Source organism: Sphaerisporangium sp. NPDC051017, from assembly GCF_040683095.1.
Lineage (GTDB): Bacteria > Actinomycetota > Actinomycetes > Streptosporangiales > Streptosporangiaceae > Sphaerisporangium.
This window is the reverse complement of the sequence record NZ_JBFBCI010000031.1, coordinates 1-26,241: the sequence shown is the minus strand read 5'-3', so window position 1 is coordinate 26,241 and position 26,241 is coordinate 1. Positions and strand designations below refer to the sequence as shown.

General features: G+C 69.3%; 20 protein-coding genes and 1 pseudogene. 10 read left to right on the top strand and 11 right to left on the bottom strand.

Annotated features, from left to right (window positions below; all coding sequences use genetic code 11):
- Positions 1–122: 122 nt before the first annotated feature.
- From AB0M95_RS23620 to AB0M95_RS23610, 3 genes are all read right to left on the bottom strand, one after another.
- Entirely contained in the window at positions 123–2,216 is a 2,094-nt protein-coding gene (locus AB0M95_RS23620) for a 3-hydroxyacyl-CoA dehydrogenase NAD-binding domain-containing protein (protein ID WP_363768322.1), read from the bottom strand.
- Positions 2,213–3,412, bottom strand: coding sequence for a thiolase family protein (locus tag AB0M95_RS23615; protein ID WP_358518322.1), 1,200 nt, complete (start codon positions 3,410–3,412; stop codon positions 2,213–2,215). The genes AB0M95_RS23620 and AB0M95_RS23615 overlap by 4 nt, the downstream gene beginning before the upstream one ends.
- Positions 3,413–3,766: 354 nt before the next feature.
- The gene (locus AB0M95_RS23610; RefSeq protein WP_363768319.1) at positions 3,767–4,381 is read right to left on the bottom strand and encodes a TetR/AcrR family transcriptional regulator; all 615 of its coding nucleotides are present in this window, start codon (positions 4,379–4,381) and stop codon (positions 3,767–3,769) included.
- Between the two features lie 132 nt (positions 4,382–4,513).
- Between AB0M95_RS23610 and AB0M95_RS23605 the strand changes: the two genes are divergently transcribed.
- The gene (locus tag AB0M95_RS23605) at positions 4,514–5,149 is read left to right on the top strand and encodes an SDR family oxidoreductase (protein WP_363768317.1); all 636 of its coding nucleotides are present in this window, start codon (positions 4,514–4,516) and stop codon (positions 5,147–5,149) included.
- 220 nt (positions 5,150–5,369) lie between these two features.
- On the opposite strand, the gene AB0M95_RS23600 is transcribed toward AB0M95_RS23605, so the two are convergent.
- Positions 5,370–6,635, bottom strand: coding sequence for an MFS transporter (locus AB0M95_RS23600; RefSeq protein WP_363768315.1), 1,266 nt, complete (start codon positions 6,633–6,635; stop codon positions 5,370–5,372).
- Between the two features lie 184 nt (positions 6,636–6,819).
- On the opposite strand from AB0M95_RS23600, the gene AB0M95_RS23595 reads away from it, so the two are divergent.
- The gene (locus AB0M95_RS23595; RefSeq protein ID WP_358518311.1) at positions 6,820–7,308 is read left to right on the top strand and encodes an NUDIX hydrolase; all 489 of its coding nucleotides are present in this window, start codon (positions 6,820–6,822) and stop codon (positions 7,306–7,308) included.
- Positions 7,309–7,377: 69 nt separating this feature from the next.
- Here AB0M95_RS23595 and AB0M95_RS23590 read toward each other — a convergent pair whose 3' ends face one another.
- Positions 7,378–8,157 carry an IclR family transcriptional regulator gene (locus AB0M95_RS23590; protein WP_363768311.1) on the bottom strand — a complete coding sequence of 260 codons (780 nt, stop codon included), beginning with the start codon at positions 8,155–8,157 and terminating at the stop codon, positions 7,378–7,380.
- A complete protein-coding gene (locus tag AB0M95_RS23585; RefSeq protein WP_363768310.1) occupies positions 8,157–9,905 on the bottom strand; it encodes an acetolactate synthase catalytic subunit in 1,749 nt (582 codons plus the stop codon). The genes AB0M95_RS23590 and AB0M95_RS23585 overlap by 1 nt, the downstream gene beginning before the upstream one ends.
- Positions 9,906–10,059: 154 nt before the next feature.
- Here AB0M95_RS23585 and AB0M95_RS23580 point away from each other — a divergent pair, with 154 nt between their 5' ends.
- Both AB0M95_RS23580 and AB0M95_RS23575 read left to right on the top strand, forming a co-directional pair.
- The gene (locus AB0M95_RS23580; RefSeq protein WP_363768308.1) at positions 10,060–10,827 is read left to right on the top strand and encodes an alpha/beta hydrolase; all 768 of its coding nucleotides are present in this window, start codon (positions 10,060–10,062) and stop codon (positions 10,825–10,827) included.
- Between the two features lie 456 nt (positions 10,828–11,283).
- Positions 11,284–11,985 carry a type II CAAX endopeptidase family protein gene (locus tag AB0M95_RS23575; RefSeq protein ID WP_363768306.1) on the top strand — a complete coding sequence of 234 codons (702 nt, stop codon included), beginning with the start codon at positions 11,284–11,286 and terminating at the stop codon, positions 11,983–11,985.
- A 133-nt stretch (positions 11,986–12,118) separates the two neighbouring features.
- On the opposite strand, the gene AB0M95_RS23570 is transcribed toward AB0M95_RS23575, so the two are convergent.
- The 4 genes from AB0M95_RS23570 to AB0M95_RS23555 form a co-directional block, all read right to left on the bottom strand.
- On the bottom strand, positions 12,119–13,066 hold the full coding sequence (locus AB0M95_RS23570) for a UDP-glucuronic acid decarboxylase family protein (protein WP_363768304.1): 948 nt from the start codon (positions 13,064–13,066) through the stop codon (positions 12,119–12,121).
- A 161-nt stretch (positions 13,067–13,227) separates the two neighbouring features.
- Positions 13,228–13,689 carry a hypothetical protein gene (locus AB0M95_RS23565; protein WP_363768302.1) on the bottom strand — a complete coding sequence of 154 codons (462 nt, stop codon included), beginning with the start codon at positions 13,687–13,689 and terminating at the stop codon, positions 13,228–13,230.
- Positions 13,690–13,741: 52 nt separating this feature from the next.
- On the bottom strand, positions 13,742–14,797 hold the full coding sequence (locus AB0M95_RS23560; RefSeq protein WP_363768462.1) for a glycosyltransferase family 9 protein: 1,056 nt from the start codon (positions 14,795–14,797) through the stop codon (positions 13,742–13,744).
- Between the two features lie 74 nt (positions 14,798–14,871).
- Positions 14,872–15,810 carry a glycosyltransferase gene (locus AB0M95_RS23555; RefSeq protein WP_363768299.1) on the bottom strand — a complete coding sequence of 313 codons (939 nt, stop codon included), beginning with the start codon at positions 15,808–15,810 and terminating at the stop codon, positions 14,872–14,874.
- A 474-nt stretch (positions 15,811–16,284) separates the two neighbouring features.
- Here AB0M95_RS23555 and AB0M95_RS23550 point away from each other — a divergent pair, with 474 nt between their 5' ends.
- The 3 genes and pseudogenes from AB0M95_RS23550 (at position 16,285) to AB0M95_RS23540 (ending at position 18,188) form a co-directional block, all read left to right on the top strand.
- Entirely contained in the window at positions 16,285–17,025 is a 741-nt protein-coding gene (locus tag AB0M95_RS23550) for an HAD-IIIA family hydrolase (protein WP_363768296.1), read from the top strand.
- Positions 17,022–17,177, top strand: a pseudogene (locus tag AB0M95_RS23545) (glycosyltransferase family 1 protein); the annotation flags it as partial. The gene AB0M95_RS23550 and the pseudogene AB0M95_RS23545, both read left to right, overlap by 4 nt.
- 234 nt (positions 17,178–17,411) lie before the next feature.
- Positions 17,412–18,188 carry a phage Gp37/Gp68 family protein gene (locus tag AB0M95_RS23540; protein WP_363768293.1) on the top strand — a complete coding sequence of 259 codons (777 nt, stop codon included), beginning with the start codon at positions 17,412–17,414 and terminating at the stop codon, positions 18,186–18,188.
- Here AB0M95_RS23540 and tcmP read toward each other — a convergent pair.
- Positions 18,175–19,386, bottom strand: coding sequence for a three-Cys-motif partner protein TcmP (gene tcmP / locus AB0M95_RS23535; RefSeq protein WP_363768290.1), 1,212 nt, complete (start codon positions 19,384–19,386; stop codon positions 18,175–18,177). The genes AB0M95_RS23540 and tcmP overlap by 14 nt on opposite strands.
- Before the next feature lie 854 nt (positions 19,387–20,240).
- On the opposite strand from tcmP, the gene AB0M95_RS23530 reads away from it, so the two are divergent.
- The 3 genes from AB0M95_RS23530 to AB0M95_RS23520 are packed head-to-tail and all read left to right on the top strand — an operon-like array spanning position 20,241 to position 26,076.
- Positions 20,241–21,815: a class I SAM-dependent DNA methyltransferase gene (locus tag AB0M95_RS23530; RefSeq protein WP_363768287.1), complete on the top strand. Its 1,575-nt coding sequence runs from the start codon at positions 20,241–20,243 to the stop codon at positions 21,813–21,815.
- The gene (locus AB0M95_RS23525) at positions 21,808–22,995 is read left to right on the top strand and encodes a restriction endonuclease subunit S (RefSeq protein ID WP_363768284.1); all 1,188 of its coding nucleotides are present in this window, start codon (positions 21,808–21,810) and stop codon (positions 22,993–22,995) included. The genes AB0M95_RS23530 and AB0M95_RS23525 overlap by 8 nt, the downstream gene beginning before the upstream one ends.
- A gap of 3 nt (positions 22,996–22,998) precedes the next feature.
- The gene (locus AB0M95_RS23520) at positions 22,999–26,076 is read left to right on the top strand and encodes an HsdR family type I site-specific deoxyribonuclease (RefSeq protein WP_363768281.1); all 3,078 of its coding nucleotides are present in this window, start codon (positions 22,999–23,001) and stop codon (positions 26,074–26,076) included.
- Positions 26,077–26,241 lie beyond the last annotated feature (165 nt).

Genomic DNA, 26,241 nt, shown 5'->3' with positions numbered 1-26,241 from the left:
CTCGTGCGCGCACCCGAGGCACGAGTGGTCTGTACAGGTACATACCACTCTGGCGGGCTTTCGGTCGGTTCGACGTTGTGGACGGCCGGCCGGGCGGGCGCCTCGCCCGCCCGGCCGGATGCTCAGGCCGGGACGGAGGCCACGCCCGGGGACAGGAACCGACGCCCGTTGACCTGCTCGGAGACGCCCGTCCGGTCCAGGTACGGCGTGATGCCGCCGGTGTGGAACGGCCAGCCCGCGCCGAGGATCACGCACAGGTCGATGTCCTCGGCGGCGGCCACGACGCCCTCGTCCAGCATCAGGCGCACCTCCTCGGCCAGCGCCCGCAGCGCGCGGTCGCGGACCTCCCCGGCGTCCGGCCCGGTGAGGCCGGAGCCCTCGAAGATCTCCCGCGCCTCGGGGTCGATCGAGAAGTCCGGGGCGAACACGCCAGGCTTGCCGGCCTTGACGAGGCTCGCGAGGTTCTCCGACACCTTGTACCGGTCGGGGAACGCCTCGTGCAGGGTCTCGGCGACGTGCAGGGCCACGGCGGGCCCGACGAGCTGGAGCAGCGCGAACGGCGACATCGGCAGCCCGAGCCCGTCCAGCGCGTGGTCGGCCGTCTCGATCGGGGTGCCCTCGTCCACGGCGCCGATGACCTCGCCCATGAAACGGGTGAGCAGGCGGTTCACCACGAACGCCGGGGCGTCCTTCACCAGCACGCACGACTTCTTCAGCGCCTTGCCGGTCGCGAAGGCCGTGGCCAGCGTGGCGTCGTCGGTGCGCTCGCCGCGGACGATCTCCAACAGGGGCAGCACGGCCACCGGGTTGAAGAAGTGGAAGCCGACGACCCGCTCGGGGTTGCGCAGGCCGGAGGCCATCGCCGTGACCGACAGCGAGGAGGTGTTCGTGGCGAGCACGCACTCCGGGGTCACCACGGCCTCGACCTCGGCGAAGACCTGCTTCTTGACCTTGAGGTCCTCGAAGACGGCCTCGATGACGAGGTCGGCGTCGGCGAACGCGTCCTTGGTCAGCGACCCGGACACCAGGGACTTCAGCCGGTTGGCCTGGTCACCGCTCACCCGCCCCTTCGCGAGCAGCTTGTCGATCTCGGTGTGGACGTATCCCACGCCCTTGTCCAGGCGCGCCTGGTCCAGGTCGGTGAGGACCACCGGCACCTCCAGGCGGCGGGCGAACAGCAGCGCGAGCTGGGACGCCATGAGCCCCGCGCCGACCACCCCGACCTTGGTGATCTTGCGGGCCAGTGTTTTGTCCGGGGCCCCGGCGGGGCGCTTGGCGCGGCGCTGCACGAGGTCGAACGAGTAGAGCCCGGCGCGCAGCTCGTCGCCCATGATCAGGTCGGCGAGGGCCTGGGTCTCGGCCTCGAAGCCCTCGTCGCGCGTGGCCGTGCGGGCCGATTCGACCAGGTCCAGCGCCCGGTACGGGGCCGGCGAGGCGCCGCGCAGCTTGAGGTCCACGAGCCCGCGCGCCGCCGCGACCGCCGACTCCCAGGCCGCGGCGTCGGTGGTGAAGGGCGGCCGGGTCACGACGGCCTCGCCGGTCAGCACGCGGGCCGCCCAGCGCAGGGACTCCTCCAGGAAGTCGGCGGGCTCGAAGATCGCGTCGGCGACGCCCGACTTGAACGCCTCGGCGCCCTTGATCATGCGGTTCTGCGACAGCGGGTTCTCGATGATCAGCTTGAGCGCGGCGGCGGGGCCGATCAGGCGGGGGAGGAGCTGGGTGCCGCCCCAGCCCGGCACCAGGCCGAGGAAGCACTCGGGCAGCGCGACGGCCGGGACGCCGGAGGAGATCGTGCGATAGGTGCAGTGCAGCGCGACCTCCAGGCCGCCGCCCATCGCCGCGCCGTTGACGAACGCGAACGACGGCACGTCCAGCTCGCCGAGGCGGCGGAACACCTCGTGCCCGAGTCGGCCGAGTTCCACGGCCTGGTCGCGGGTCTTCACGAGCGCCGCGCCCTTGAGATCGGCGCCGACGGCGAAGATGAACGGCTTGCCGGTGACGCCGACGGCGGCCAGGTCGTCGCGGGCCTCGATGGCGTCCAGCGCCCTGTCCAGCTCGCGCAGGCCGCGCGGGCCGAAGGTGTTCGGCTTGGTGTGGTCGAAGCCGTTGTCCAGCGTGATCAGGGCCATCGTGCCCGCGCCGCCGGGCAGGCGGACGTCGCGGACGAGGGCGCGGGTCACGACCTCGTCGTCGAAGATCTCGGTGATGTCGCTCACTTGGCGCCCTCCCAGGCGGGGTTCTCCCAGATGACCGTTCCGCCCATGCCCATGCCGACGCACATGGTGGTGATGCCGTAGCGCACGTCGGGGCGCTCGCCGAACTGCCGGGCGAGCTGCGTCATCAGCCGCACTCCGGAGGAGGCGAGCGGGTGGCCGAAGGCGATGGCGCCGCCGTACGGGTTCACGCGGGAGTCGTCGTCGGCGATGCCGAAATGGCCGAGGAAGGCCAGCACCTGGACGGCGAACGCCTCGTTGATCTCGATCAGGCCGATGTCGCCGATCTCCAGCCCGGCCAGGCGCAGCGCCCTCTCGGTCGAGGGGATCGGGCCGACGCCCATCACCTCGGGGTCGACGCCGGCGAAGGCGTACGAGACCAGCCGCATCTTGGGCGTGAGGCCGAGCTCGGCGGCGACGTCCGCGGCGGCGATGACGCTGCCGGTGGCGCCGTCGTTGATGCCCGCCGCGTTGCCCGCCGTGACGTGGCCGTGCGGCCGGAACGGCGTCTTGAGCGCGGCGAGGCCCTCCACGGTGGTGCCGGGCCGGGGCGGCTCGTCCTCGGTGGCGAGGCCCCAGCCCTCGGCGGCCTTGCGGGCGGCCATCGGGACCAGGTCGGGCTGGATCTTGCCGTTGGCGTACGCCTTGGCGACCTTCTCCTGCGAGGCCACGGCGTACGCGTCGGCGCGCTCCTTGGTGATCTCCGGGTAGCGGTCGTGCAGGTTCTCGGCCGTCATGCCCATGATCAGGGCCGATCCGTCGACGAGCTTCTCGGACAGGAAGCGGGGGTTCGGGTCGACGCCCTCGCCCATGGGGTGGCGGCCCATGTGCTCGACGCCGCCCGCGATGGCGACGTCGTAGGCGCCGAAGGCGATGCCGCCCGCGACGGTGGTGACGGCCGTCATCGCGCCCGCGCACATGCGGTCGATGGCGTATCCGGGGACGGACTTCGGGAGCCCGGCCAGCACGGCGGCGGACCGTCCGATGGTCAGGCCCTGATCTCCGATCTGGGTGGTGGCGGCGATGGCGACCTCGTCGACGCGCTCGGGCGGCAGGCTCGGGTTGCGGCGCATGAGCTCGCGGATGACGCGGACGACCATGTCGTCGGCACGGGTCTCGGCGTACAGGCCCTTGGGACCGGACCGGCCGAAAGGTGTGCGCACGCCGTCGACGAACACGACGTCACGAGACGTTGGCACGGCTGGCTCCTTGTTGGTGGGATGGCTCCGGGCTACTCGTCAGTAACATAATGCCATGCCCCGCCCGCGTCCACGCCCGGGTGGCCCCCCGCCACGCCGCCCGTGTCCGCACCCGGGTGACCCCCTACCGGCCCGCCCGGGTCACCCCAGGTGGTCCCCGCATCGACTCCTACCCGCTCGCCCCGCCTTCCTCGCGCCTCCCGATGCCGGAGCCGGCCACTTCTCCGCGGGCGGGCATGGTCGTAACCGGACCTGGGCCGAGGTCCGTGACCGGGAGCGCGTGGGCGGCGTGCGCGAGCCCCTCCGGGCGGACACCCCGGAGGGGCTCTGGACGGATGCCCTGGCGTGCGGTGGTCAGCCGACGCCGGTGAGAATCGTCCGCGCCAGGCCCGCCGCGAACTCGTCCACCGGCTTGGGCGACCCGTCCTCGCCCACGAACAGGCGCAGGAATGCCCGCTGGTAGCACGCGCCCAGCAGCAGCGCGGCCGCCGACTCCGGGTCGGCGTCCGCGCGGATGCTCCCGTCGTCGCGCAGGGCGCGCAGGAAGCCGGTCAGCTCGGCGAGAGGCTTGTGCGGGCCCGCGCCGAGCTTGCGCAGCCCTTCACGGTGGCGTTCCAGCAGCGCGGGCTGGGCGAACAGGGACGAGGCGATCGGCATGCTGGCCTCGTAGAACAGCGTGGCGGTGCGGGCGATCTCGGTGAGGCAGTCCTCGGCCGTCCGCTCGCCGGGGTCCTCCGACAGCGCGGCGATCAGCGTGCCGAGCGCGGGCAGGCGTTCCTCCAGCACCTTCACGAAGAGCTCTTCCTTGCTGGAGAAGTGCCGGTAGAGGGCGGCCTCGGACAGACCGGCGGCGCGGGCGATCTCTTTGGTGGTGGCCCGGCCGAGGCCGATCGTGCGCATGAGATGCTCCGCGGCCTCCAGGATGCGCTCGCGGGTGCGGGCGCCTGCGGCCGTGGGGTGCTGGGGCATCGGCGCACCTCTTCCTTCCTGACGCCGGGACGTGCGACAACCTCTGCGGACATCCTGCGTCGCGAGCGTCGGCGGCGGGTACTCATTCTAGGATGTAAGTGAGTACTCACCAACTTACGGGAGGGGTGGCTCATGAAACTCACCGTCCTCGGAGCGACCGGCGGTGTCGGCAAGGAAGTCGTCCGCCAGGCTCTGGACGCCGGGCACCAGGTCACGGCGGTCGTCCGCGACCCCGCGCGGCTGCCCGTCAATCACTCCGCGCTCGACGTGGTGACCGCCGACGTGACGGTCGCCGGCGCGCTGCGCCCCGCGTTCGCCGGGCGCGAGGCCGTGATCTCCTGCCTCGGGCCGAGGACCAGGAGGGACGCGGGCATCGCCTCGACGGCCACCCGCGCGATCCTCAAGGCCATGGAGACGGGCGACGTACGGCGGCTCGTGGTCGTCAGCGCCGTCCCCGTCGGGCCGATGCCCGAGGGCGAGAGCCTCTGGTACTCGAAGATCGCGCTGCCCCTGCTGCGCCGGCTCCTGCGCGACGGCTACGCCGACCTCGGGGCGATGGAGGAGGAGATCCGGCGCAGCGCCACCGAGTGGACGGTCGTGCGCCCGCCGCGCCTGACCGACAAGCCCCTCACCGGCAGGTACCGTCGGGTCGTCGGCGGCAACGTGCCGCGCGGGTACACGATCTCCCGGGCCGACACCGCGCACGCGATGCTCGCCGTCCTGGACGATCCCGCGACGGTGAAGCAGGCCGTAGGGGTCGCGTACTAGCCCCTTCGGTCATCTCCATGCCGACCGCTCGCGCGAGGCGAGGGTCGCCCTGGGACGCCGGTCAGGCGGCCGTGGCCGCCACCTGGAGCAGGAACGCGGCGTTCGACGGCGTCTCGCGCAGCCGGTCGAGCAGGACGGTCAGCGCCTGCTCGCGGTCAAGGCCGGCCGGCACGCGCCGCAAATTCCCGTCCCCTTCACGGAGCGCACCGGGCTCACTGGGCTAGGCGGGCTCGCGTAGCTCGGCCTCGGCGGCCTCGGCGGCGCGGGCCAGCGTCTCCCTGGCGATCCTGCGGGCCTGGGTCCGGTAGCGGAGCACCTGGACCGCGCCGAGGCCCCAGACCGCGAACTGCGTCGCGAACGCCCACCGGTAGTCGTCCAGCGTGTTGCCTCCCCGCAGGTCGAGGACGGCGCCGATGAGCGCGATCACCGACACGGTGGCCACGAAGCCGCCGCCGTTGACGATGCCGCTGGCCATGCCCATGCGCGCGGCCGGGTTGAAGGTGCGGGCGAAGTCGAACCCGAGCATCGAGCCGGGGCCGTTCCAGGCCATGACGACGATGAGCGGCACGAGCACCCACAGCGGCGCTCGTCCCGGCCACAGCAGGACGACCGCCCAGGCCGCCGCCGTGGACCCGATGACGAGCAGCACCATGCGCGAGCGGTGGAACGGGTGGCGTCCGGCGAGGTAGCCGAGCACCGGCCCGAACGCCATGCCGAGCAGGGTGAGCGTGCTCAGCAGCACGCCCGCCGTGGCGGGGGTGAGCCCCTGGCCCTCGACGAGGAACGGATACCCCCACAGCAGGAGGAAAGCGGCGGACGACGACTGGGTGGCGGCGTGGGTCCACATGCCGAGCCGGGTGCCCGGCTCCGCCCACGCGTCGCGCAGGCGCGGGCGCTCGGTGACCCGGTTCGGCCGCGCGTCGCGCAGGACGGCCGCGACCATCACCAGCGAGACGCCGCCGAGCGCGCCCGCGGTGAGGAACGTGGGCGTCCAGCCGTAGTGGTGGAGCGCCTGGATCAGCGGCACGGCCGCGACGATGGCGCCGACCTGCCCGAGCAGGCCGGTGAGCTGGACGACCACGGGGTTGTGACGGGCCGGGAACCAGACGTTGACCAGGCGGATCACGCTGATGAACGTCATCGCGTCGCCGCAGCCGACCAGCACCCGGCCGGCGACCGCGTCGAACAGGCCGCCGGAGACGGCGAAGACGAGCTGCCCGCAGGCCATCAGGCCCGCGCCGACGAGCAGCATGCGCTTGGAGCCGAGCCGGTCGACGAGGATTCCGACCGGGATCTGCATCGCCGCGTAGACGAGGATCTGCAGCATGGCGAGCGTCGACAGCCCGGCCGCGCCGATGCCGAGGCGCTCGCTTGCCTCGATGCCCGCCACGCCGAGGGACTGGCGGTGGAAGACCGCGATCGCGTAGGCCAGAACGCCCGTCGCCCAGATGATCCAGACCCTGCGTGACGTTCTTTCACCGGGCATGGGCAATATATTACTTTTTCGTTGTTTCTGAACCGTTACCCGGGGGTGGTGCGGTTCCCTTACCCCCAGGTGCGCCCACGGTGAGGAGCTGCAAGCTCGGCCCTTCACGTCAGGCCGAGAAGCTGACGGGTACGGGGAAGCCCCTAGAGGGCGGTAGGTCTCACCGCCGCACTACGGTCGGATCATGGCCACTATCCCACCGTCGGAGTTCTACACGACGATCAACAAGACGCTCGCGGGGGCGGGCGCGCTCATCACCGACCCCGCCGGGCGCGTGCTGCTCGTCAAACCCAACTACCGTGACCACTGGATCTGGCCCGGTGGCCACGTGGACGAGGACGAGACGCCCGACCAGGCGTGCGCCCGCGAGGTCCACGAGGAACTCGGGTTGTTCCTGCCCGTGGGACGGCTGCTCGGCGTCCACTGGGTGCCGCCCTTCGGCGACCGCCCGATGCCGTTGATCCACTTCCTGTTCGACTGCGGCACCCTGCCGGACGGAGTGGGCGTCGTCCTGCAGGAGGAGGAGCTGGACGAGCACGGTTTCTTCGACCTGCGCCAGGCCCGCGACGTGATGCCGTCCTACTTGATCAGAAGGCTGCACGCCGCCCTCGACGCCCGCGCCGACGGCACCACCTTCTACCTGACCGGAGGCTCCCCCGCGATGACCCGCTGACCATTGCTCATGCGCCGACCTGGATTTCGGGGGTCGTCGGGGTGGGGCGCAGGTATGCGGCGTGCGGCTTCATGGAGCAAGAGCGAGGACTGCCGTTGCCTTGGTCGCCGCGTCGAGCACCGTGCCGACCAGCTTGTCCTGGGCTTCGCTGAACCGCGATGTCGGTGCGACGATTCCGACGGCACCGGCTACGGAACCGTCATGTTTGAAGAACGGGGAACCGATCGCCGTGATGCCGGGGGTGGAGTCGATGTCAACGGCCCACCCCCTTGTCCGGACCTCCTCGAGTTCCTGTGGCAGAGCCGCGCGAAATCGCCGCTGGGCGGCCGGGGGCATGCCGGTCAGGTTGCGCTCGATGATCTCGTCCCGCAGCGTGGCATCGGCGTGGGCGAGTACGGCTTTGCCCGACGCACGGTGCGGCTCGTTGCCCGTGAGGCCGACGTAGAGCCCGCTGGCACGCAGCGGTTGCGACCCTTCGACCAGAACTTTCAAGATCAGGTTCTTGTCGTCGAGAGTCGACAGGAACGAGGTTTCTGCAGTCGTGCCGGCGAGCTCGCTGACGATGCTCGCGAGCTTGTCGTTGATGTTGAAACTGAGCTGGTAGGTCCGGAACAGGGCGCCCACGCCGGCTCCGAGTCGGAGTGTGGCGTCGGCTCGGCGCTCGAGGTAGCCACGCGCGAGCAGGGTCCGCATCAGGTGGTAGCAGGTCGTGATGTTCAAGCCGAGGCCGACGGAGACCTGTTGCACCGTCGGCGCGGGCTCGGCGGCGGCCACGTATTCGAGGAAGCTCAGCGCTCGCTCGACTGTTTGCAGAGTCTGCTGGGGGGGCTTGTCCGAAGTGCTGTTCACTATTTGAAATTATCAGGTTGTGAGGCAGGCGCGGCCCGATGCAGCGGGGCGTTGAGCCGGTCGGTGAACGCGTCGAACGCCCGGACGGGCGGATAGGCGTCGGGGTCAACGATCACGTCGATGACCGTGGTGTGGCTGGAGTCCAACGCTGTCCGCAATGCGGGGGCGATGGCGTCCGGGTGATCCACCACGATCCCCGTGGCCCCCACGGCGGTCGCGATGGCGGCGTGGTCCACGGGGTCGAGCTCCACACCGGTGGTCGTTTCGCCGAACACGGCATTCTCGGCATGCCGCTGGGCTCCCAGGACCGAGTTGTTGAGCACCACGACGGTCACCGGAAGGCGCTCTCGCACAGCGGTTTCCAGCTCGGACCAGACGTGTGCGAAGCCACCGTCGCCGACGACCGCGATGACACGTCGCCCAGGCGCGGCGATTTTCGCTCCCAGGGCCAGAGGCAGTCCCCAGCCGAGACCCGCCAGACCTCGTGGCATGAGGAAGCGCTGGCCGGGCCGCTTCGCCAGGAGGTGGCCGGCGACCCAGAACGAGGAGTAACTGGCGTCGGCGACCACAATGTCGTCGGGGTCCAGGAGCCGGCCGAGCTCGGCGAAAAGGCGCTCCGGGGCAATGGGGGTCTCAGCGGATTCCAGCAGCGGGGTGACGGCCTCGAAGTGCTGCCGACGGCCGGCGGCGATGGTGGCTCTGAGCTCTTCTGACCGAGCGACGCGGGGGGTGAGATCGGTTGCCGCCAGGGCGGCCGTGAGGTCCACGAGCGCGGCCCGGGCATCGCCGAGCAGGCGTATGGACTCATAGTTTCGTCCCACCTCGAGCGGGTCGACATCGATGTGGATATAGGTGGCGTCGGGGGATGTCAGTGTCCAGCCCTCGGTGCCATTCTCATTCGTCCGGGTACCGACCAGCAGGACGACATCGGCTCCGGAGATCAGGGAGAGGTGAAAGTGCGCGGGTCCGCGCTCGCCGGTGATATTGGCGGCGACCCCCAGTGACAGCGGACCCGATTCGTCCACGGCGCCCTTGCCCATGTTCGTCGTGACCACAGGTAGGTGGGCGATCTTCTGCAGCGCGGCCAGTTCGGCCACCGCACCCGAACCGTGCACTCCGCCGCCCGCGACGACCAGGGGTGACCGCGCCGTGGCGATGAGCTGCGCCGCTCGCGACACCGCGGCGGCGTCCGGCCGTGGACGGTCGAGCGGGAAGGCCCCAAGATCCGCAGTGCGTGCGAATCGCCCTGGCTCAGCGGGCTTTCCGAGGACGTCTCGGGGGACGAGCAGGACGACCGGCCCGGGCCGTCCGCTGTTGGCCATGGTGAACGCCTGGTCGATCGTGTCCTCCACACGCGTGGGATCATCGATGCGCCGCGTCCACTTCGAGACGCTCGCGAACAGCGCGAAGTGGTCCAGCTCCTGAAACGCGTTGCGGTCGCGACTGTGTGACGGCACCTCCTGCACCAGCACGAGCATGGGTATCGACGCCTTGAGGGCTTCTGCCATCGGGGCGACGAGCAGGGCTGCGGCAGGGCCGTTCTGGGCCGCCACCACCCCGATCCGGCCGGAGATCCGAGCGAACCCGTCGGCCATCGCGCCGCCCGCGTTCTCCGTCCGGTACAGGATCTGGCGGATTCCGATGCGCTCGGCGGCGAGCATCAACTCGGTCGGATTGCTTTGGCCCAGGATCGTCTCGACCCCGTGACGGGCCAGTGCACCTGCGATGACGTCGGAGACAGTGGTCATGTCCCGCACCGTTTCAAACTATGAACTATATGTCAAATATCGCACAGTTCACTATTTGAAATATACTTCATATATTGACATGCCGCTGACGCGGCTCATACCGTCGGACGATGAGCGCGCCTCGGCCCCTCACCACGAAAGATCTGGAGTTCCCATGACCATCGACACAGGTGAATCGCATCTGAGCCCGGTGCTCTGCCTGCACTCGCTGTTCCTCGATCCGCGCGCCTTCGACGGCCTTGCCGCCGCCGGAGCCGGGCGCTTCCGGTTCATCACGCCGGAGTTCCTCGGGCAGGCCGGCCGCCTGGACGAAGTCGATGCGACCGTGACCATGGATCAGTGCACCGACGACGTGCTCGCCCTGGTCGAGCGGCTCGCTCTCACCTCTGTGTCGATCGTCGGGCAGTCGATGGGCGGCGACGTCGCGGTCCGCATAGCGGCTCGCCGGCCCGATCTCGTCGGCAAGCTGGTGCTGATGGGCTCGTCGGCGAGAGCCGAGACCGACGAGCATCTCCACCTGTTCGGGGCATTCGTCGACAAGTTCGAGCGGGAGGGATTCACCCCGGAGGTCGTCGACTTCGTCAAGGGCATCCTGTTCGCGGCGACCGTTCTCAACGACCCGGCTCGCTCCGACATTCACGAGACGTGGACCAAGCGTCTCAGCGAGCTCTCCCCCAGGCTGGCTCATGCCGCACGGGGCGTCGTCCAGCGGGAGAGCGCACTTGCCCTGTTGCCTCTGATCACCGCACGGACGCTCATCATCTCCGGGACCCAGGACCAGGCCCGCCCGCCGGCCTGGTCGGACGAGATGTTCGAGGCGATTCCGAACGCCGAACTCTGGCGCATCAAGACCGCGGGTCACAGTCCCTGCCTCGAAGCCCCGGACGCCGTCATCCCGCGCGTCCTCGAGTTTCTCGCCTAGTGCGGAACGGAGAAGCCGACATGACCGCTCCCCCCAGGCTTGCGGTGGACTTCCTTGCCCAGTACCGGTGAGCGCCTGGCGGTGTGGGCCGGAAACGGCCCGGAGTGGATTCAACTCGAATCGTCCCGCCTCGCCGCCGATCGCCTCACCGCGTGTGACCATGCCGGAACGTCCAAGAACGAGATCCGCCGCGCAGGCCGGCGACGACACTCTCACGTTCAACGTCGTCGACCCGCTCAAGCTACTCCTCTTTGCACCTCACCCCGCTCAGGGTATTGACGGGCCGTCACCGGCGGCTCCTACGTTGGGCCCACGCCAAGGGATGACCTCGCGGCGGTGCCGTCCGGCCCGCCCGATCGGTTTCCTCGGCCGGGTCCGGCGTTAGCGGGGGCGGTCTCCTGGCCGGTGGATCAAGGCGCTTGACCATGCCCTTGGGGCAGGGAAGAGACTGCTGGCATGAGCACTGTGGATGAAGCCCTCATTGACCAGAGCCCGCGCACGCCCGTCCGGCCTGGCTGGCCCGAGCTCGGCGTCGCCGTGCTCACGTTCGTGATCCTGACCCTGATCGGCGGCGTGATCGGCCTCAAGCTACCGGCCGACTCCCCGATCTCTCTTGGCCACCTGAACTTCTTGATCTCGGGCCTCGCGCCGCTCGGCGCGTTCGCCGTCGCCGTACTCATCCGTATCCGCGACGTCCGCCCCTTCGGGATGCGGCGCGTGCATCCCGGTTGGCTGCTCGCGGCCATCGCGATCGCCCTCGCGTGCTTCGCGCTCAGCTGGCCGATCTCGGCGATCGTCGACCCATTCTTCCCCGGGTCGGAGGCCGTCCAGGAGCCCTACCGCGAGGCCGCGCGTTCGGGCGTGCTCTCTCTTGTGGCGACGGTCGCGCTCGGCGGCGTACTGACGCCCATAGGCGAGGAGGCCCTGTTCCGTGGTGTGCTCGCGAACTTCCTGTTCCGCTGGGGTCCCTGGATCGGCGTGATCGTGAGCGCGGCGATCTTCGGCGTCGCGCACGGCATCAACAGCATCATGCCGATCGCGTTCTTCGTCGGTCTCGCCGCGGGGCTGGTGCTCCGACTCTCGGGCTCGATCTGGCCTGCCATGGTCGTCCACATGGTCTACAACAGTGCGGGCATGCTGTACCACGGCATCAGCTGAGTCGCTCGACGAGCTTCCCCGCGGTCGAGACCTCGCGCACGCCGGAGCGGGCACCGCCGCCGCCTCGGTTCCCGCTGCTCGCGGCCAACCCCGACGCCCTCGGCCGCGCCGACGGCGCGTGATCACGGGGGTGTCAGGACGCGGGGCGGCTCTTTTCCCGTAGTGTGCGCGCGAACCATGCGATCGTGCGGCGCAGGCCGGTCTCCACGTCCACCCGTGGGCGCCAGCCGAGCCGGTCGGCGGCCAGGGACGTGTCCGGGCGGCGCACGGCGGGGTCGTCCACCGGCCGGTCCACGAACGTGATCGGCGAGGAGGAGCCGGTGAGGTCGCGGATCATGGTGGCGAGCTCAAGCATGGACAGCTCCGACGGGTTGCCGATGTTCACCGGCCCCGGGAAGCCGCTGCCCGCGAGCCGGAGCACCCCCTCGACGGTATCGTCCACATAGCAGACCGAGCGGGTCTGGGCGCCGTCGCCGGTGACCGTGATCGGCTCGCCCATGAGCGCCTGGCGGACGAACGTCGGGATCGCGCGGCCGTCGTGGGGCCGCATGCGCGGGCCGTAGGTGTTGAAGATCCGCACGATGCCCGTGTCGGCGCCGTGGGACTGGCGGTAGGCGGTCGTCAGCGACTCGGAGAACCGCTTGGCCTCGTCGTACACGCTCCTTGGCCCGACCGGGTTGACGTTGCCCCAGTACGTCTCGCGCTGGGGGTGCTCCAGCGGGTCGCCGTACACCTCGCTCGTGGACGCCAGCACGAAGCGGGCGCCCTTCTCGCGGGCCAGGCCGAGCGCGTGCAGCGTGCCGAGGCTGCCCACTTTCAGCGTCGCGATCGGGTGGCGCAGGTAGTCGGTGGGCGAGGCGGCGGAGGCGAAGTGCAGGACGACGTCCACGTCGCCCGGCACGTGGACGAACCCGGTCAGGTCGCACTCGATCAGGTGGAACCTCGGGCGTCCGATCAGGTGCTCCACGTTGGCGGGCGAGCCGGTGAGGAAGTTGTCCATGCAGATCACGGACGCGCCACCGGCCAGTAGCCGCTCGCACAGGTGCGAGCCGAGGAACCCGGCGCCGCCGGTCACGACCACCCGCCGGGCCGTCCGCGCCGCCGGAGCCGTCCGCGCCGCCTGAGCCGCGGGAGTCGCCTGAGCCGCCGGAGTCGCCTGAGTCGCCTGAGTCGGCTGAGTCGGCTGAGTCGCCGGGCTCTGTGCCTGTGCCGCCGGGGGTCGTGCCTGGGCGGCGCGGGACTTCACCGGGCCACCCCTGCCTCCAGCAGACAGAGGGCGGCGTCCAGCACGGTCTCGGTGCCGATCTCCAGCAGCCCCGGGTCGGGACGGTTGCCGTGCGGGTCGCCCGGCCGTCCCGTCCACAGGGCGATGTGACGGCCCTCGGGCGGCGGGAGCACGGGGGCGTCGGCCGGCCGTCCCGGCACCCGCCGCCCGGTCGGCGCGCTCCGCACGATCGCCGCCGGTTCACCTGTGGTGATCCGCCGCTTCGCGGGCCGCCGCGCGTACGGCCGCCGCTCGGGCTGCGGCTCCGCCCGCGGGACGGTCTGGGGGACGCGTGCGGGGAGGCGGTGGGGCGTCCTCGCCTCGGGGGGCCGGTCGCTGTCGGCCGGTTCGCCGGTTGACGTGCGTTTCGTGAACGTCCATCGGGTGGTGCGTCGCCGTAGGGCGGCGCCGGATTCGCCGGGCGTGTCGGTCACGGCCATGAGGTCTCCCGGGCGGCGAGCGGGTCGGCGTGCTCGGACACCATGGCGATCCTCATCGCACCCCCTCCTTCATGCCCGCCGGGCCCTCCTCGATCCCCGCGGCCTCCGGGCCGGCGACCTCCACCAGGCGAAGGACGGTCCGGACGACCTCCTCGGCGGTCACCGACGCCAGGCACGGATGCCCGGGGACGGGGCACATGCGCGCCCGGCTGCCCCGGCAGGCCGCGTGCTGGTCGCCCAGCAAGACCACCGGCACGCGGTACGGCGCCCAGCGCGCGGCGGGGACGACGGGCGAGAACAGGCTGACCACCGGCGTGCCGACCGCCGCGGCCAGGTGCGCGGGGCCGGTGTTGCCCACCACGACCGCCGACGCGCCCGCGAGCACGGCCGCGAGCTCCGGGAAGGTGGTGACGCCCCCGAGGTCGGTGCCGTAGGCCCCGGCGACCCGCGCGGTGAGCGCCTGCTCGTCCGGATCCCCGGTCACGACCACGCGCACCCCGCCCAGCGCGAGTTCCCGCACCGCGCCGGCGTACAGCTCGGCGGGCCACATGCGGGCCGGGGCCGACGCGCCGGGATGCACGACGACGTACCCGGGCGGGCCGGTGAACTGGTCCACCGAAGGGAGGGGACGGCGCACCGCGAGCGCGCCGTCGTCGCCGGGCGGCAGCGCGAAACCGGCGGCGCGGGCGAGGTCCAGCATCCGCTCCGGCTCGGGGACGTCCACGGTCTCGTCCACGATGTGCCGGACGTCGAGCAGCGAGCCGGGGTAGTCCTCGCTGATCGCGGCGATCCGCGGGACGCCCGCCAGCCGCAGCAGCAGGGCCGTCGGCAGCGACGACTGGTGGAAGGAGGTGAAGATCACGGCCAGTTCGGGTTCGGCCTGGTCGACGAACGCGAGCAGTTTGTTCACATGCGGGCGGGTGAGCGGGAGCGGGTCGTGGTCGATCCACGGGGCGCGCCACTCCAGCACCCGGTCCACGCCGGGCAGGAGTTGCGCCGCCGCGCCGCCGTTCGGGCCCGTGAGCAGCACGACCTGTCGCGCGCCCGCCGCGAGGGCACGGATCGCGGGCCCGGCGAGCAGCACGTCCCCGGCGTTGTCCAGCCGCACGGCGAGGACGGTTCCGGCGGCGGGATGCCGCCGTCCGTTGCCACAGGCCCGCCCGTTCCCGCTCGCGAGGCCGCTCACCGGCGCGCTCGCAGTTCACCGCGAAGCCTGTGGGCGCACGCCACCGGCGGGATGACCACGCTGGTGACCAGCATCCGCAGGATCTCGGCCGGAGTCCGCGGGCCAGGCGCGACCCTTGCCCACGCGAAGTCCGCGGTGAGCGCCAGCCACCCCAGCCCGGCCGCGACGGCGGGCACCCTTCCCGCCGCCCGGCCGCCTCCCACGAGGAACAACGCGCCCGCCGCCAGGCCCAGCGTGCTGGTCAGGGCGTGACGCCCGAGGCGGCCGGGGGCGCCGCCGACGGCCGCGCGCCAGCCCGGCCCGTGCAGGCGGCGCATCAGCGCGTCGTCGGCGTTGCCGCGCTGCGCCCGCACGCTGGTCCAGAAGCCGTCGTCGCGCACGGGATGCCCGGTCACGCGCCGGCCCTTGACCAGCCGGTACCCCGCCTTGAGCAGGCGCAGCGCGAGGTCGGCGTCCTCGCGGTAGGCGCGCGGGAAACGTTCGTCGAACCCGCCGACGGCCTCCAGCGCGTCCCGCCGGTACGCCATGTCGGCCGTCGCCCACCCCGCGCGCATCAGCGCCGCCGTGTTCCGCTCGGCGTCGGTGGGCCGGCGTCCCGCGGGCAGCGGCACGTCCAGGCGTCCCTGCGAGCCCGCGACGCCCTCGTCCAGCCCGGACAGGTCGGTGAGCAGGGCGTCCATCCACCAGGGCGGCGGCAGCACGTCGTCGTCCAGGAACGCGACCCACTGCGTCGTGGCAGCCCGCCATCCCGCGTTCCTGGCCGCCGCCGGGCCGCGCCCGCCCGTGCGCAGCACGCGGACGTGCGGGGGGACCGCGAGCGAGGGGCAGAACCTCGGCCGGTCGTCCACCACGATGGTGTCCACGTCGGGCCCGAGCGCGGCCAGCAGCCGGCGTAGGCTCCGCCGCCCGATGGTCGGAATCACCACGGTGATCATGAGGCGTGCACCTCCTGCCGCCGCACGACGTACGGCCCGATCGCGAGCACGTCCACCGGCGCGGAGCCGAAGCATTCGAGGGCGTCGCGCGGGTCGTCCACCATGGGCTTACCTCCGTAGGGCCGCGGGAGTCTGGTTACCGAGCGAAGCGGCTCTCAAACGGGGCTTTGCGCATAAGTCGAGGTAGTAAGGAGGGAAGCTTGAGCTATGTCACGCTTAGTAGCGACTGGCAGGGGTTTGTCGGTCGACTCCCCGGGTAGCCCCAACGCCATGGGGAGCCATGGGGGGCACGCCCACGACGCCGCGAGGGCACCCGCGTCGCACCCACGATGACGACACCATCACCCGCGCGCGACTTGATGCGCCCGAAAACGTGACCAACAGTGCATAAGGGCCCGATCCGGACGATTCCCACCCTGGAGGTCGTTCGGGGGCATACGGGGCCCACGGAACGATCTGGTTGGAGGTGTCACCTTGACCTGCGTCGAGCACATGACCGCCGCCGTCCTGTTCGACCGCGACGGGACGCTCGTCATCGACGTCCCCTACAACGCCGACCCCGGCCGTGTCACGCCCCTGCCGGGAGTCCGCGAAGCCCTCGACCGGCTGCGCGCGGCGTCCATCCCCATCGGCGTGGTCAGCAACCAGGCGGGCATCGCCCGGGGACTCATCACCCCCGCCGCCCTGGACGCCGTCAACGCCCGCGTGGAGGAACTGCTCGGGCCCTTCGACATCTGGGCGGTATGCCCGCACGACGACGGGGACGGATGCGGATGCCGCAAGCCCGCACCCGGGCTCATCCTCCGCGCGGCCGGCGTCCTCGGCGTCACCCCGCGCGACTGCGTCGTCATCGGCGACATCGGCGGCGACATGGAGGCCGCCCGCGCCGCCGGAGCCCGCGGCATCCTCGTCCCCACCCCGCAGACCCTGCCCGCCGAGACGGCGGAGGCCCGCGAGACCGCCCCCGACCTCGACGCCGCCGTGGACATGGCCCTGGCCGGCCACTGCGTCGAACCGCCCCCGATCCGCCGCCGGTTCCTCACCCCCGGCGCCCACCCCTCCCGCGACGACACCCCCGCCTTCCGCGCCCACGGCCGGCGCGGCACGCTCGCCGCGCCACCGCCTCCCCATGAGGTCACCCCGGCCCGCCGCAGGCACGCGCGACGTCCCCCCGCCTCCGAGGACCGCCCTCGCGAGGCGGGGGACCCCACGTGAGGGTCCTTCTCTGGCACGTGCACGGGTCCTGGGCGACGGCGTTCGTCCAGGGCCCCCACGAGTACGTCGTCCCGCTCACCCCGGACCGCGGCCCCGACGGCCGCGGCCGGGCCCGGACGTACCCGTGGCCCGCGAGCGCGCGCGAGGTGCCATGGGACGGACCGGCTCGCCGCCGCCCTGACGAGATGCGGCCTCAAGCGTTTCCTGACCGACTGGGACGACCTGCTCACCGATATGACCTGCCACGCGCGACCGGGAGCCTGAGGGTCGGGGGCCAAAATTGTCCGCATCTGGGATCGCGAGAAAATTGTTAGTGGTGTGGTGTATCAATGGTCAGGGATTGGAGTGCGGGTACTTAGCGCAGCCCAAAGCGGACGGAGCGAGTAATGGCTGGCCGAAGCCGGATCGAATGGACTGAAGTGACATGGAACCCTACGACAGGGTGTGATCGCATTTCGGCTGGTTGCGACAACTGTTACGCGCTTACGCTCGCGAATCGCCTCAAAGCCATGGGAGCCGCGAAGTACCAGCGTGACGGCGATCCTCGCACCAGCGGGCCAGGGTTCGGGGTGACCCTGCATGAGGACACCCTGAGCGCGCCCCTGCGCTGGCGCGAACCACGACTGGTTTTCGTCAACTCCATGAGCGATCTGTTCCACGCTCGGGTCCCCGTCGACTTCGTGCGCCGAGTTTTCGACATCATGGCGGCGACGCCCCAGCACACCTACCAGGTGCTGACAAAGCGGGCCACGAGACTCGCACGCATCGCTCACCGACTGCCGTGGCCAGAGAACGTCTGGATGGGGGTGAGCGTCGAGAACGAACAGACGACCGCCAGAGTCGCGGCGCTACGACGTGTGCCGGCGGCCGTGCGATTCATCTCCGCGGAACCCCTGCTCGGTTCGCTCAACGGACTCGACCTTGCCGACGTCCATTGGCTGATCGCCGGTGGCGAGAGCGGTTCTGGCGCTCGACCGGTCGATCCTGACTGGGTGCGCCAGTTGCGTGATCAGTGTCTTCGTGACGAAGTCGCCTTCTTCTTCAAGCAATGGGGAGGCAGAACCCCTAAGGCCGGTGGCCGGATACTGGATGGACGCACATGGGACCAGATGCCATCGCGTGGACCGGGCGCCCCTCCCTCATACCGTCCTATGACGGCGTGATCGGCACTATCGCGTCCAGGTGAAGTCGCTTGTCTTTCCCGATATCGCCGATCAGCCCTGTCTCGTGAAGGTTCTGCGCCGCCTTCCGCACATGTGGTATCCACGCTGATCCCAGAGTGGTTCCGTACACCTCTGCCACGTGATCGGCCATGCGGAACGTTCCATAGGCCGCCAGCAGTTCCCGAAGGTTCTCTTCGATGGCCGCGATCCACTTCGGTTCTTCGGTCTTTCTGTACCTATCGCGGTCGAAGACCGGGGGCTCGGTCTCCATCTCGAACAGAGCCCCCTGGCCGAGGGCTTCCTGCTTGCGGCGCCGCCTGGTCACGACGTCGTTGCGCCACGCCTCATGCCAGTCCATTCCCGCCTTGCCCAGGGCATCGGCGAAATACCATTTTCCCTCCACGTGACCGGTGAACAGCACGAGGACGTATCTCGGCTGGTTGTCCGGATGCGGCCGCACAGGCATGCTCACCGAGTCGTAAGCGGTCTCGTCTTTAATGATCTTGCGATACTGGTCGCAGACAGCGAGGGCCGCAGACGTCGCCGTACCGAGATCCTCGGCCCCGTCCACCTGTGCGAAGTAGGTCTGCCACCAGTCGCCGCCGAGGAAGCGATTCAGCCGGTCGATCTTCTTCTCGTCCTCCGGCGGCAGGTTTACATGAGCGTGCATCTGCTTGACGGCGGACCCCAGGCGGGCCACCGCGCTCACGCTGAAATGAAGGAGCACCTCCGTCGGTGGCCCCTTCCTGTGCAGGATCCTGAGGAGTTCCTCGTGGGCGAGCGCTGTGCCAAAAGGATCGAGGAACACGAAGAGTGCCGCGTCCCGCGCCTTGGACAGGACCTCCGGCAACCGCTCTCCGAGATCACCTTGCAGGGTCTCGAAATTCAGCCCGCGTGCCTCTTCGGCAAGCAACCGCTCCAGGCGAGCGTAGTGCTGAGGGTTCTTCTCCACGAAAACGCCGGTGACATTACGGAACTTGGTGACGAACTCGGCGGCCTGTACGAGAAGGAGGGGGGAACCGGGTGAACCGTCCTCGTAGCGTCCCCGACCTGCGTAGCCATCTACGAACACAACTCGGCGATCTTCAACCCGGGAACCGGCCTTTGAGGCGAAGATCACCGGGTAGCGCCTCAGGATGCCGTGCTTAAACACCGCCGCAGCGCGCTTCTCGCGGAAAAAGTCCTCATTCGCGGTCATTCGTCATGTCCTATCGACGCGGGGGGATGTCGTGCAACATGACACATACATGGAGTTCAAAGCTTCGGCAAGAGAAAATACGGAACTGCGGCCGGTGAGGTGATCGGACAGGCAAATCGGACGCCCGATATGCGGTCAAAGTGCATTATCTGTATCGAGCCCTGCTTTCGTAGTTCGCTGATCTCGATGACTCGCGGGGCGGTCGTTAGCATCGAATGAGCGGTTTGTCTACGACTGGTTCGCCAACCCGCTGGTACGCGCTCCCATATCGGTCCGTTTTCATGCTCGCGGCCCGGTAGCCGAATCACTGGACCGCTCCGGCCACCTTGGTCGGCTGACAGCACTTTTGCGGGCGGCGGACACTCAGCCGTACCCGGCCCTCTGCCGCATGCCAACCGGGCTGGCGGCGTGGGCGCGGTCCCCGGCCGGCGGCGACCCGGGCCGTCCACCCACCAGCGCTTTCGCCCTTGCCGAACGAACTCGCCGACCGCGGCGGCACGCCGCCGCCAACTAGGTTCCGCCATCGATCCAAGCTGCTTGGCGCGGTCTTTCGGGTGCTTCACGTGTGCCGCCGGCTCCGCTCGCCTGGTGACGACCAAGCCAACTGACGCCCCAGCGGGGGGCGTCTGGCCACTACTGGGGCGCGTCGTTTGTTTGGGTCGTTTGCTGAATTTCGTGATCCTATAGAGGGATATCGTTGGTAGATCGCCCGCGCAGGGAGTACGACGCCCTGCGTGTGTTCATCCCGTAGGACACGCCCAGCGCGTATGTGCCGAGCATGCCGAAATCGGGTGACCAGCAGGACCACGGCCTTCGGGCCGCCCCCCTTTGACGAGCAAGGACACCCCCCATTGATGGCAGTGACTCAGCAGGAGATCGAGAACCGGTTGTGGGATGCCGCTGATGAGCTGCGTGTGGCGATGCCCGAAGCGCAATACTCCTCCGTCGTCTTCCCGCTGATGTTCTGGAAGTACCTGTCGGACACCTGGGAGCACCAGCACGAGGAGTTCCTGGCCGAAAACGAGGGCCTGGACGGCCTTTCCGTCGAGGAAGCCCGCGAGATCGAGTACCGCGACTACCAGTCGTTCGAGATCCCGTTCATCCACCCCGGTACCGTCCAGCAGCGTCGCGCCTCCTGGACGTCCATCCTCGCCACCATCACCCAGCCCGGCCTCGGCAAGCGCGTCCGCAACTCTCTGCAGGCCATCGAGACGGCCAACCCTGACAAGTTCTCCCGCCTGTTCGGGTCCATGACCTGGACCTCCGAAGAGGTGCTGTCGGGAGAGGTGCTGGCGGCGGTCATGCAGGCGATGGACCGCACCCCGAAGATGCACGAGGGCAACATGTCCCACGACGTTCTCGGTGGGGCGTACGAGTACTTGCTGAAGCGGTTCTCCGACGGGTCCGGTACCCGAGCCGGCCAGTTCTTCACCCCGCGTGAGGTCGTCGAGTTGATCGTCGAGGTCCTGGACCCAAAGGGCTACGAGTCGGTGTACGACCCGACGTGTGGGTCGGGCGGCATGCTCATCGCGTCGGCGAACCTCCTGAAGGCTCGCGGAGGCCACGGGTACACCCTCCGCCTGTATGGGCAGGAGGCCGTCCCGGACACCGCGGGTGTGGCACGCATGAACCTCTTCATGCACAACCTCACCCAGTTCCAGGTCGAGGTCGGCGACACCCTGAAGGACCCGCGCTTCAAGAAGCCGGACGGGTCCATCGCGCAGTTCGATGTGATCGTCGCCAACCCGCCCTACAGCCTGAAGTGGAAGCCCTGGACCAAAGACCCGCGCACCCTCGGCGGGGTCGCCCCGCAGTCGTCGGCGGACTGGGCGTTCGTGCAGCACATGATCGCCAGCATAGGCCCGAAGAAGGGGCGTGCCGGCGTCGTCTTGCCCCACGGCGTCCTCTTCCGCGGCGGCCAGGAAGCAGCCATTCGACAGCGCGTCCTGGACGACGATCTGCTCGAAGCGGTTATCGGCCTGCCTGCCAATCTTTTCTACAACACCGGCATCCCCACGGCGATCCTGGTGTTCCGTGCGCCCGGCACCAAGGCCCAGGAGCGGCAGGGCGGAGTGCTGTTCATCGACGCCTCCAAGCGGTTCACCAAGGCCAAGAATCGCAACATCCTCACCGACGCCGACATCGCCGACATCGTGACCGCCTACCACGCGAAATTCGACGCCGACGGCAACCCGGTGGACCCCGACGGAGATGGTGGACTCTCGGCGCGATTCGTCCCCACCACGGAGATCGTGGCGAACGGGTACGACCTCAACATCGGCCGTTACATCAAGCAGGCCGCCGCCGAGCAGGAAGACCTCGGTACCCTCATCGACGCCTACAACCTCGCCCGAGCCGAGCGGCAGAAGACCGAGCAGCGCATGCTCACAGTCCTCGCTGAAGCTGGAATCGAGGGCTTCGATGAGTGACCAGTGGGTCGAGACGACGCTCGGGGACGCCTGCCGCTCCATCAAGAGGGGGAAGGCCCCGAAGTACGTTGATGAGGGCTGCCTGGTGTTTAACCAAAAGTGTGTCCGTGACGAGAATCGGATCGACTTTTCTTTCGCGCGCCGAACCGACCTCTCGCGGGCGCTTCCCGAATACGCTCGCCTTCGGGTCGGGGATGTGCTCATTAACTCCACGGGCCGTGGCACGCTTGGCCGGGCTGCAGAACTCCGCGAGCTACCCGAGCCCGTGACCGCCGACTCTCACGTCACCATTGTGCGTCCTGACCCCGAGCGCTTCGCGTTGGGATTTGCAGGTCTGGCGCTCTCAACCCGCAAGGCGGACTTCGAATCCCTGCAGACGGGGAGCACCAACCAGACTGAGCTGTCTGCCAGTAGCATCGCGTTGGTATCCATCGCCCTTCCGCCGATCCCGGCTCAGGAGCAGATCGTTGAGGTCATCGGTGCGGTTGACGACCAGATCAGCGCGCTCGACGACGAGGCGGGAGCACTGGAAGGCGTGTATCGGGCCGCGACGTCTCTGCTCTGGTGTACCGCTGAGGGCGATGAGGCGGAGTCTCGGTTTCTTAGCAACGTGATGGACCTCGACGTCGTACGGATCCCGATGGAAGCGGGAACGACTTACCGCCTCGCTGGAGTTCTCAATGCCGGCCAGGGTCTTGTGGACAAGGGTGAGTTCGACGGGGCAGATACCGAATACACCGCGATGAACGTCCTTCGGGAGAACCAGGTGGTGATGCGGAAGCTGACTGCTTGGGAGGGGCCGATCACCGTGGTTCCTGCCGAGTTCGACGGCTTCGTGGCGAGCAACGAGTTCCCGACCTTCACTCTCGCCGCTGACATCGCCCCGGGGTGGATGAAGCACGTCTGCCGGACACCTCGACTGTGGGCGGAGATGCAGAGCAGGGTCGTCGGGACCGTGCAGCGCCGTAAGCGACTCAACCCCGACCAGCTCCTGTCGGTGGCGCTTCCCGTCCCGTCCCGGCCGGAGCAGGAGCAGGCGTCGGAGGCATTGGATGCGTTGGAAGGGCAGGTCGCTGTGATCCGCGCGGAGGCCGCCCGTCTCCGTAAAGTTCGGGCGGCGCTGCTGGCGGGGTTGTTGGATCGCACCATCGACATCGAGTCCGCCGAGTTGGAGGTCTGAGTCGTGGCGAAGGGTATTCGGGAGCGTGAGTTCCAGAACCTGATGATCCAGTGGTCCCTCCCCATGGGCTGGTCCTTCACAGCGGGCAGGTCGTTGCCGCGTGAGACGACGCAGACGGTGGTCGCCGGCGAGCTGCGGGACGCCATCGTCCGATTAAACCCTGGAGTGATCGACGGGTTCGACGTGGACACGGTGGTCGAGGAGATCGTCGCCACGGTCAACGCCGTCGAAGGCGGGCTGGTGCGGGCCAACGAGCAGGTGCTGCACCTGCTGCGCGGGCGTAAGGAGTTCCGGGACGCCGACGGCGTGTGGCACGTCCTGAAGGTCATCGACTTCGAGCACCCGAAGGCCAACACGCTGGTCGTGTCGGACGAGGTGATCATCACCGTCCCCGGTAAGACCTCCCGCCGGTTCGACCTCGTGTACTGGGTCAACGGCCTGCCCTTGGTCGTGGTCGAGGTGAAGTCGCCGACCGCGAAGTCCGGTTGGGCGGACGCCGCTCGCGAGATCAACGACGTGTACGCCACCGAGTACCCGTGGTTCTTCACCCCCAACGTCTTCGCCGTCGCCTCCGACGGGCTGAAGCTGCGGTTCGGTGCCGCCGGCGCGCCCACGAACCTGTGGCAGCCGTTCCGGTCCACCGCCGACGACGAGAACCTGTCCGGGCAGGCCGACGTGCATCGCTCCGTCGGGCTGCTGCTCAACCCGGCGACCGTCCTGGACATGCTCGCCAACTTCGCCCTCTTCGACACCTCCGGGGGTGGGGTGGACAAGAAGTACCTGCCCCGCTACCCGCAGATGGAGGCCGCCCACCTGATCCACGAGCGGGTCCTGGAGGGCGGGTCGAAGGGTCTGATCTGGCACCACCAAGGCAGCGGGAAGACGCTGCTGATGGTGTTCGCCGCCTCGCTGCTGCTGACCGACACCCGCACCGAGTCGCCCACGATCATCCTGCTCTCGGACCGGACCCAGCTCGTCCGGCAGACCTCCGGGGTGTTCACCTCCGCGATGGGGGACGCCTACTTCCACCAGCCCGCCACCAGCCAGGAGTTACGTTCCCTGCTGGCCGACGATGTGCGCGGCGTCATCTCCACGACCGTGCACAAGTTCGCCGACGCCGGCAAGAACCTGTCGACCCGGGGCAACATCATCGTGCTGGTCGACGAGGCACACCGCACCCAGTCCGCCAGGTCGAAGTCCCTGGCCGGGCAGATGCGCGCAGCGTTGCCGCACGCGAAGTTCTTCGGCATGACCGGTACACCCGTCAGGAACCTCGCCACCGACACCTTCGCCCTCTTCGGCGAGGAGACCGACCCGGACAGGGTGCTGCACCGGTACTCGGTGTCCCGCTCTCTGCTGGACGGGGCGACCGTCCCGGTCATGCTGGACCCGCACCCGGTCGCCTTCGAGATGAACGACCAGGCGTTGCAGGCTGAGTTCGACCAGTTCGCCGACGACTTCGACCTCGACGATCCCGACCGTGAGGCCCTGTCCCGCAAGTTCGGGCGGCTCACCTCGGTGTTCGCCAACCCCGACCGCATCCACGCGGTCTGCCAGGACATCGTGGACCACTACCTGGCCGGCGCCTACCGCAACGGCCTCAAGGCCCAGGTCGTCGCCTACAACCGTGAGCTGGCCGTGGCGTACACGGACAAGCTCAACGAGCTGCTGGCCGGCTTCGAGGCGTCACAGGTGCTCGCCGAGGTCGGGAAGCATGACCGGATCACCGCCGAGGTGAACATCTCCGTCTCGGACTCCAAGGACGAAGACCCCGCCTTGCGGCCGTTCCAGCTCTCGGAGGCCGAGGAGGAGGAGCAGAAGCGGCGGTTCCTCACCTCGGACGACCCGCTGTGCTTCCTCGTCGTGACCGCGAAACTTATGACCGGGTTCGACGCCCCCAACGAGGGCGTCCTCTACCTGGACAAGCCGCTGAAGGCCCACACCTTGTTCCAGACCATCACCCGCCCGAACCGCACCTGGGTGTCCCCGACCGGGTTCGTGAAGACCTCCGGCGTGATCGTGGACTACATCGGCCTGGCCGAAGAGGTCCAGCGGGCCGTCGTCGACCCCACCTCGCCGGGGGCCGGCAAGGGTGGCGGGTTCGTCACCGACCTGTCCGAGCTGGTCGCCGAGTTCCGCACCACCTTCGCCCGCATCGAAGACCTTCTCGTAGACGTGGACGGCCTGGACCTCACGGTCCACGGATACGAGTCCGTGCGAGCCATTAACGCCTTCCTGGACGGCAACCCTGGCGCCGCCGAGGTGTTCACCAGGGACTACCGGCTCCTGGCCCGCCTGTACCCGCTCATCAATACCGACAAGCGGATCACCAAGTACCGGGACGGCTTCGGGCTGTTCGGGTCCGTGTACACGACCCTGTTCAAGAAGTCCTCCGACGAGGAGAGGAAGGAGCGGCTGAGCGAGCTGGGGCCGATGGTCCTGGAGATCATCAATGCCCATGTCCACTCTTTCTCCGTGGTCGCCTCTCAGGAGGAAGCCCTCGTCCTGGACGCCCAGGGCATCGCCATCCTCAAGGAGTTGCTGGCCCTCGTCCGCCCCAAGCCCGACAAGGACGACGGCGAGGACAAGACGCCGCCGTCCGCGGCGGAGATCTTGGACCACATCAAGGCCGCCCTCGAAAGGGGCGTCGAACCGGGGTCCGCGAAGTACACCGCCCTCGCGGAGCGGATCAAGCTGCTGCGGGACCGGATCATCCAGAACTCCCAGGACGCCCTGGCGTTCCTGTCCGAAGCACTCCGGATCGCTCGCGCCATCGTGAACGCCGAGAAGCACCCCGACGAAGCCGTCGTTGTGCTGGACGACGACCACGTGGGTGTCCTGTCGCGGATCATCCACGACCACGCGCCGCCCGGACTCACGGTCACGGAGAGGAACCTGGCCGAGGAGATCGACCAGGTGGTCACCCGCACCCTCTCCCGGTCATGGGACAACGCCGACGCTCGCAACCGAGGCGTCCGTCGCGCCACCGCGGCGGTCTTCCGCCGGTACATGTTGAAGCCGGTGGGGGAGCCGTATGACTCCACCGTCGCCTACATCGAAGCCCATTACCTGGTTGACTGACGAACAGAGGGCGGTACCTGCACCGGTCGCAGTGGTCGGCGTCATGGCCTGTCGCACCGCCCGCCGCCGGTCACGCCTGAGGGGCGTGACCGGCCGGCGATTCCGGCGGGAGCCGGATGTCAATGTGTCACAGGATCTGGATGGCGACGACCTTCGGAGGGCGGT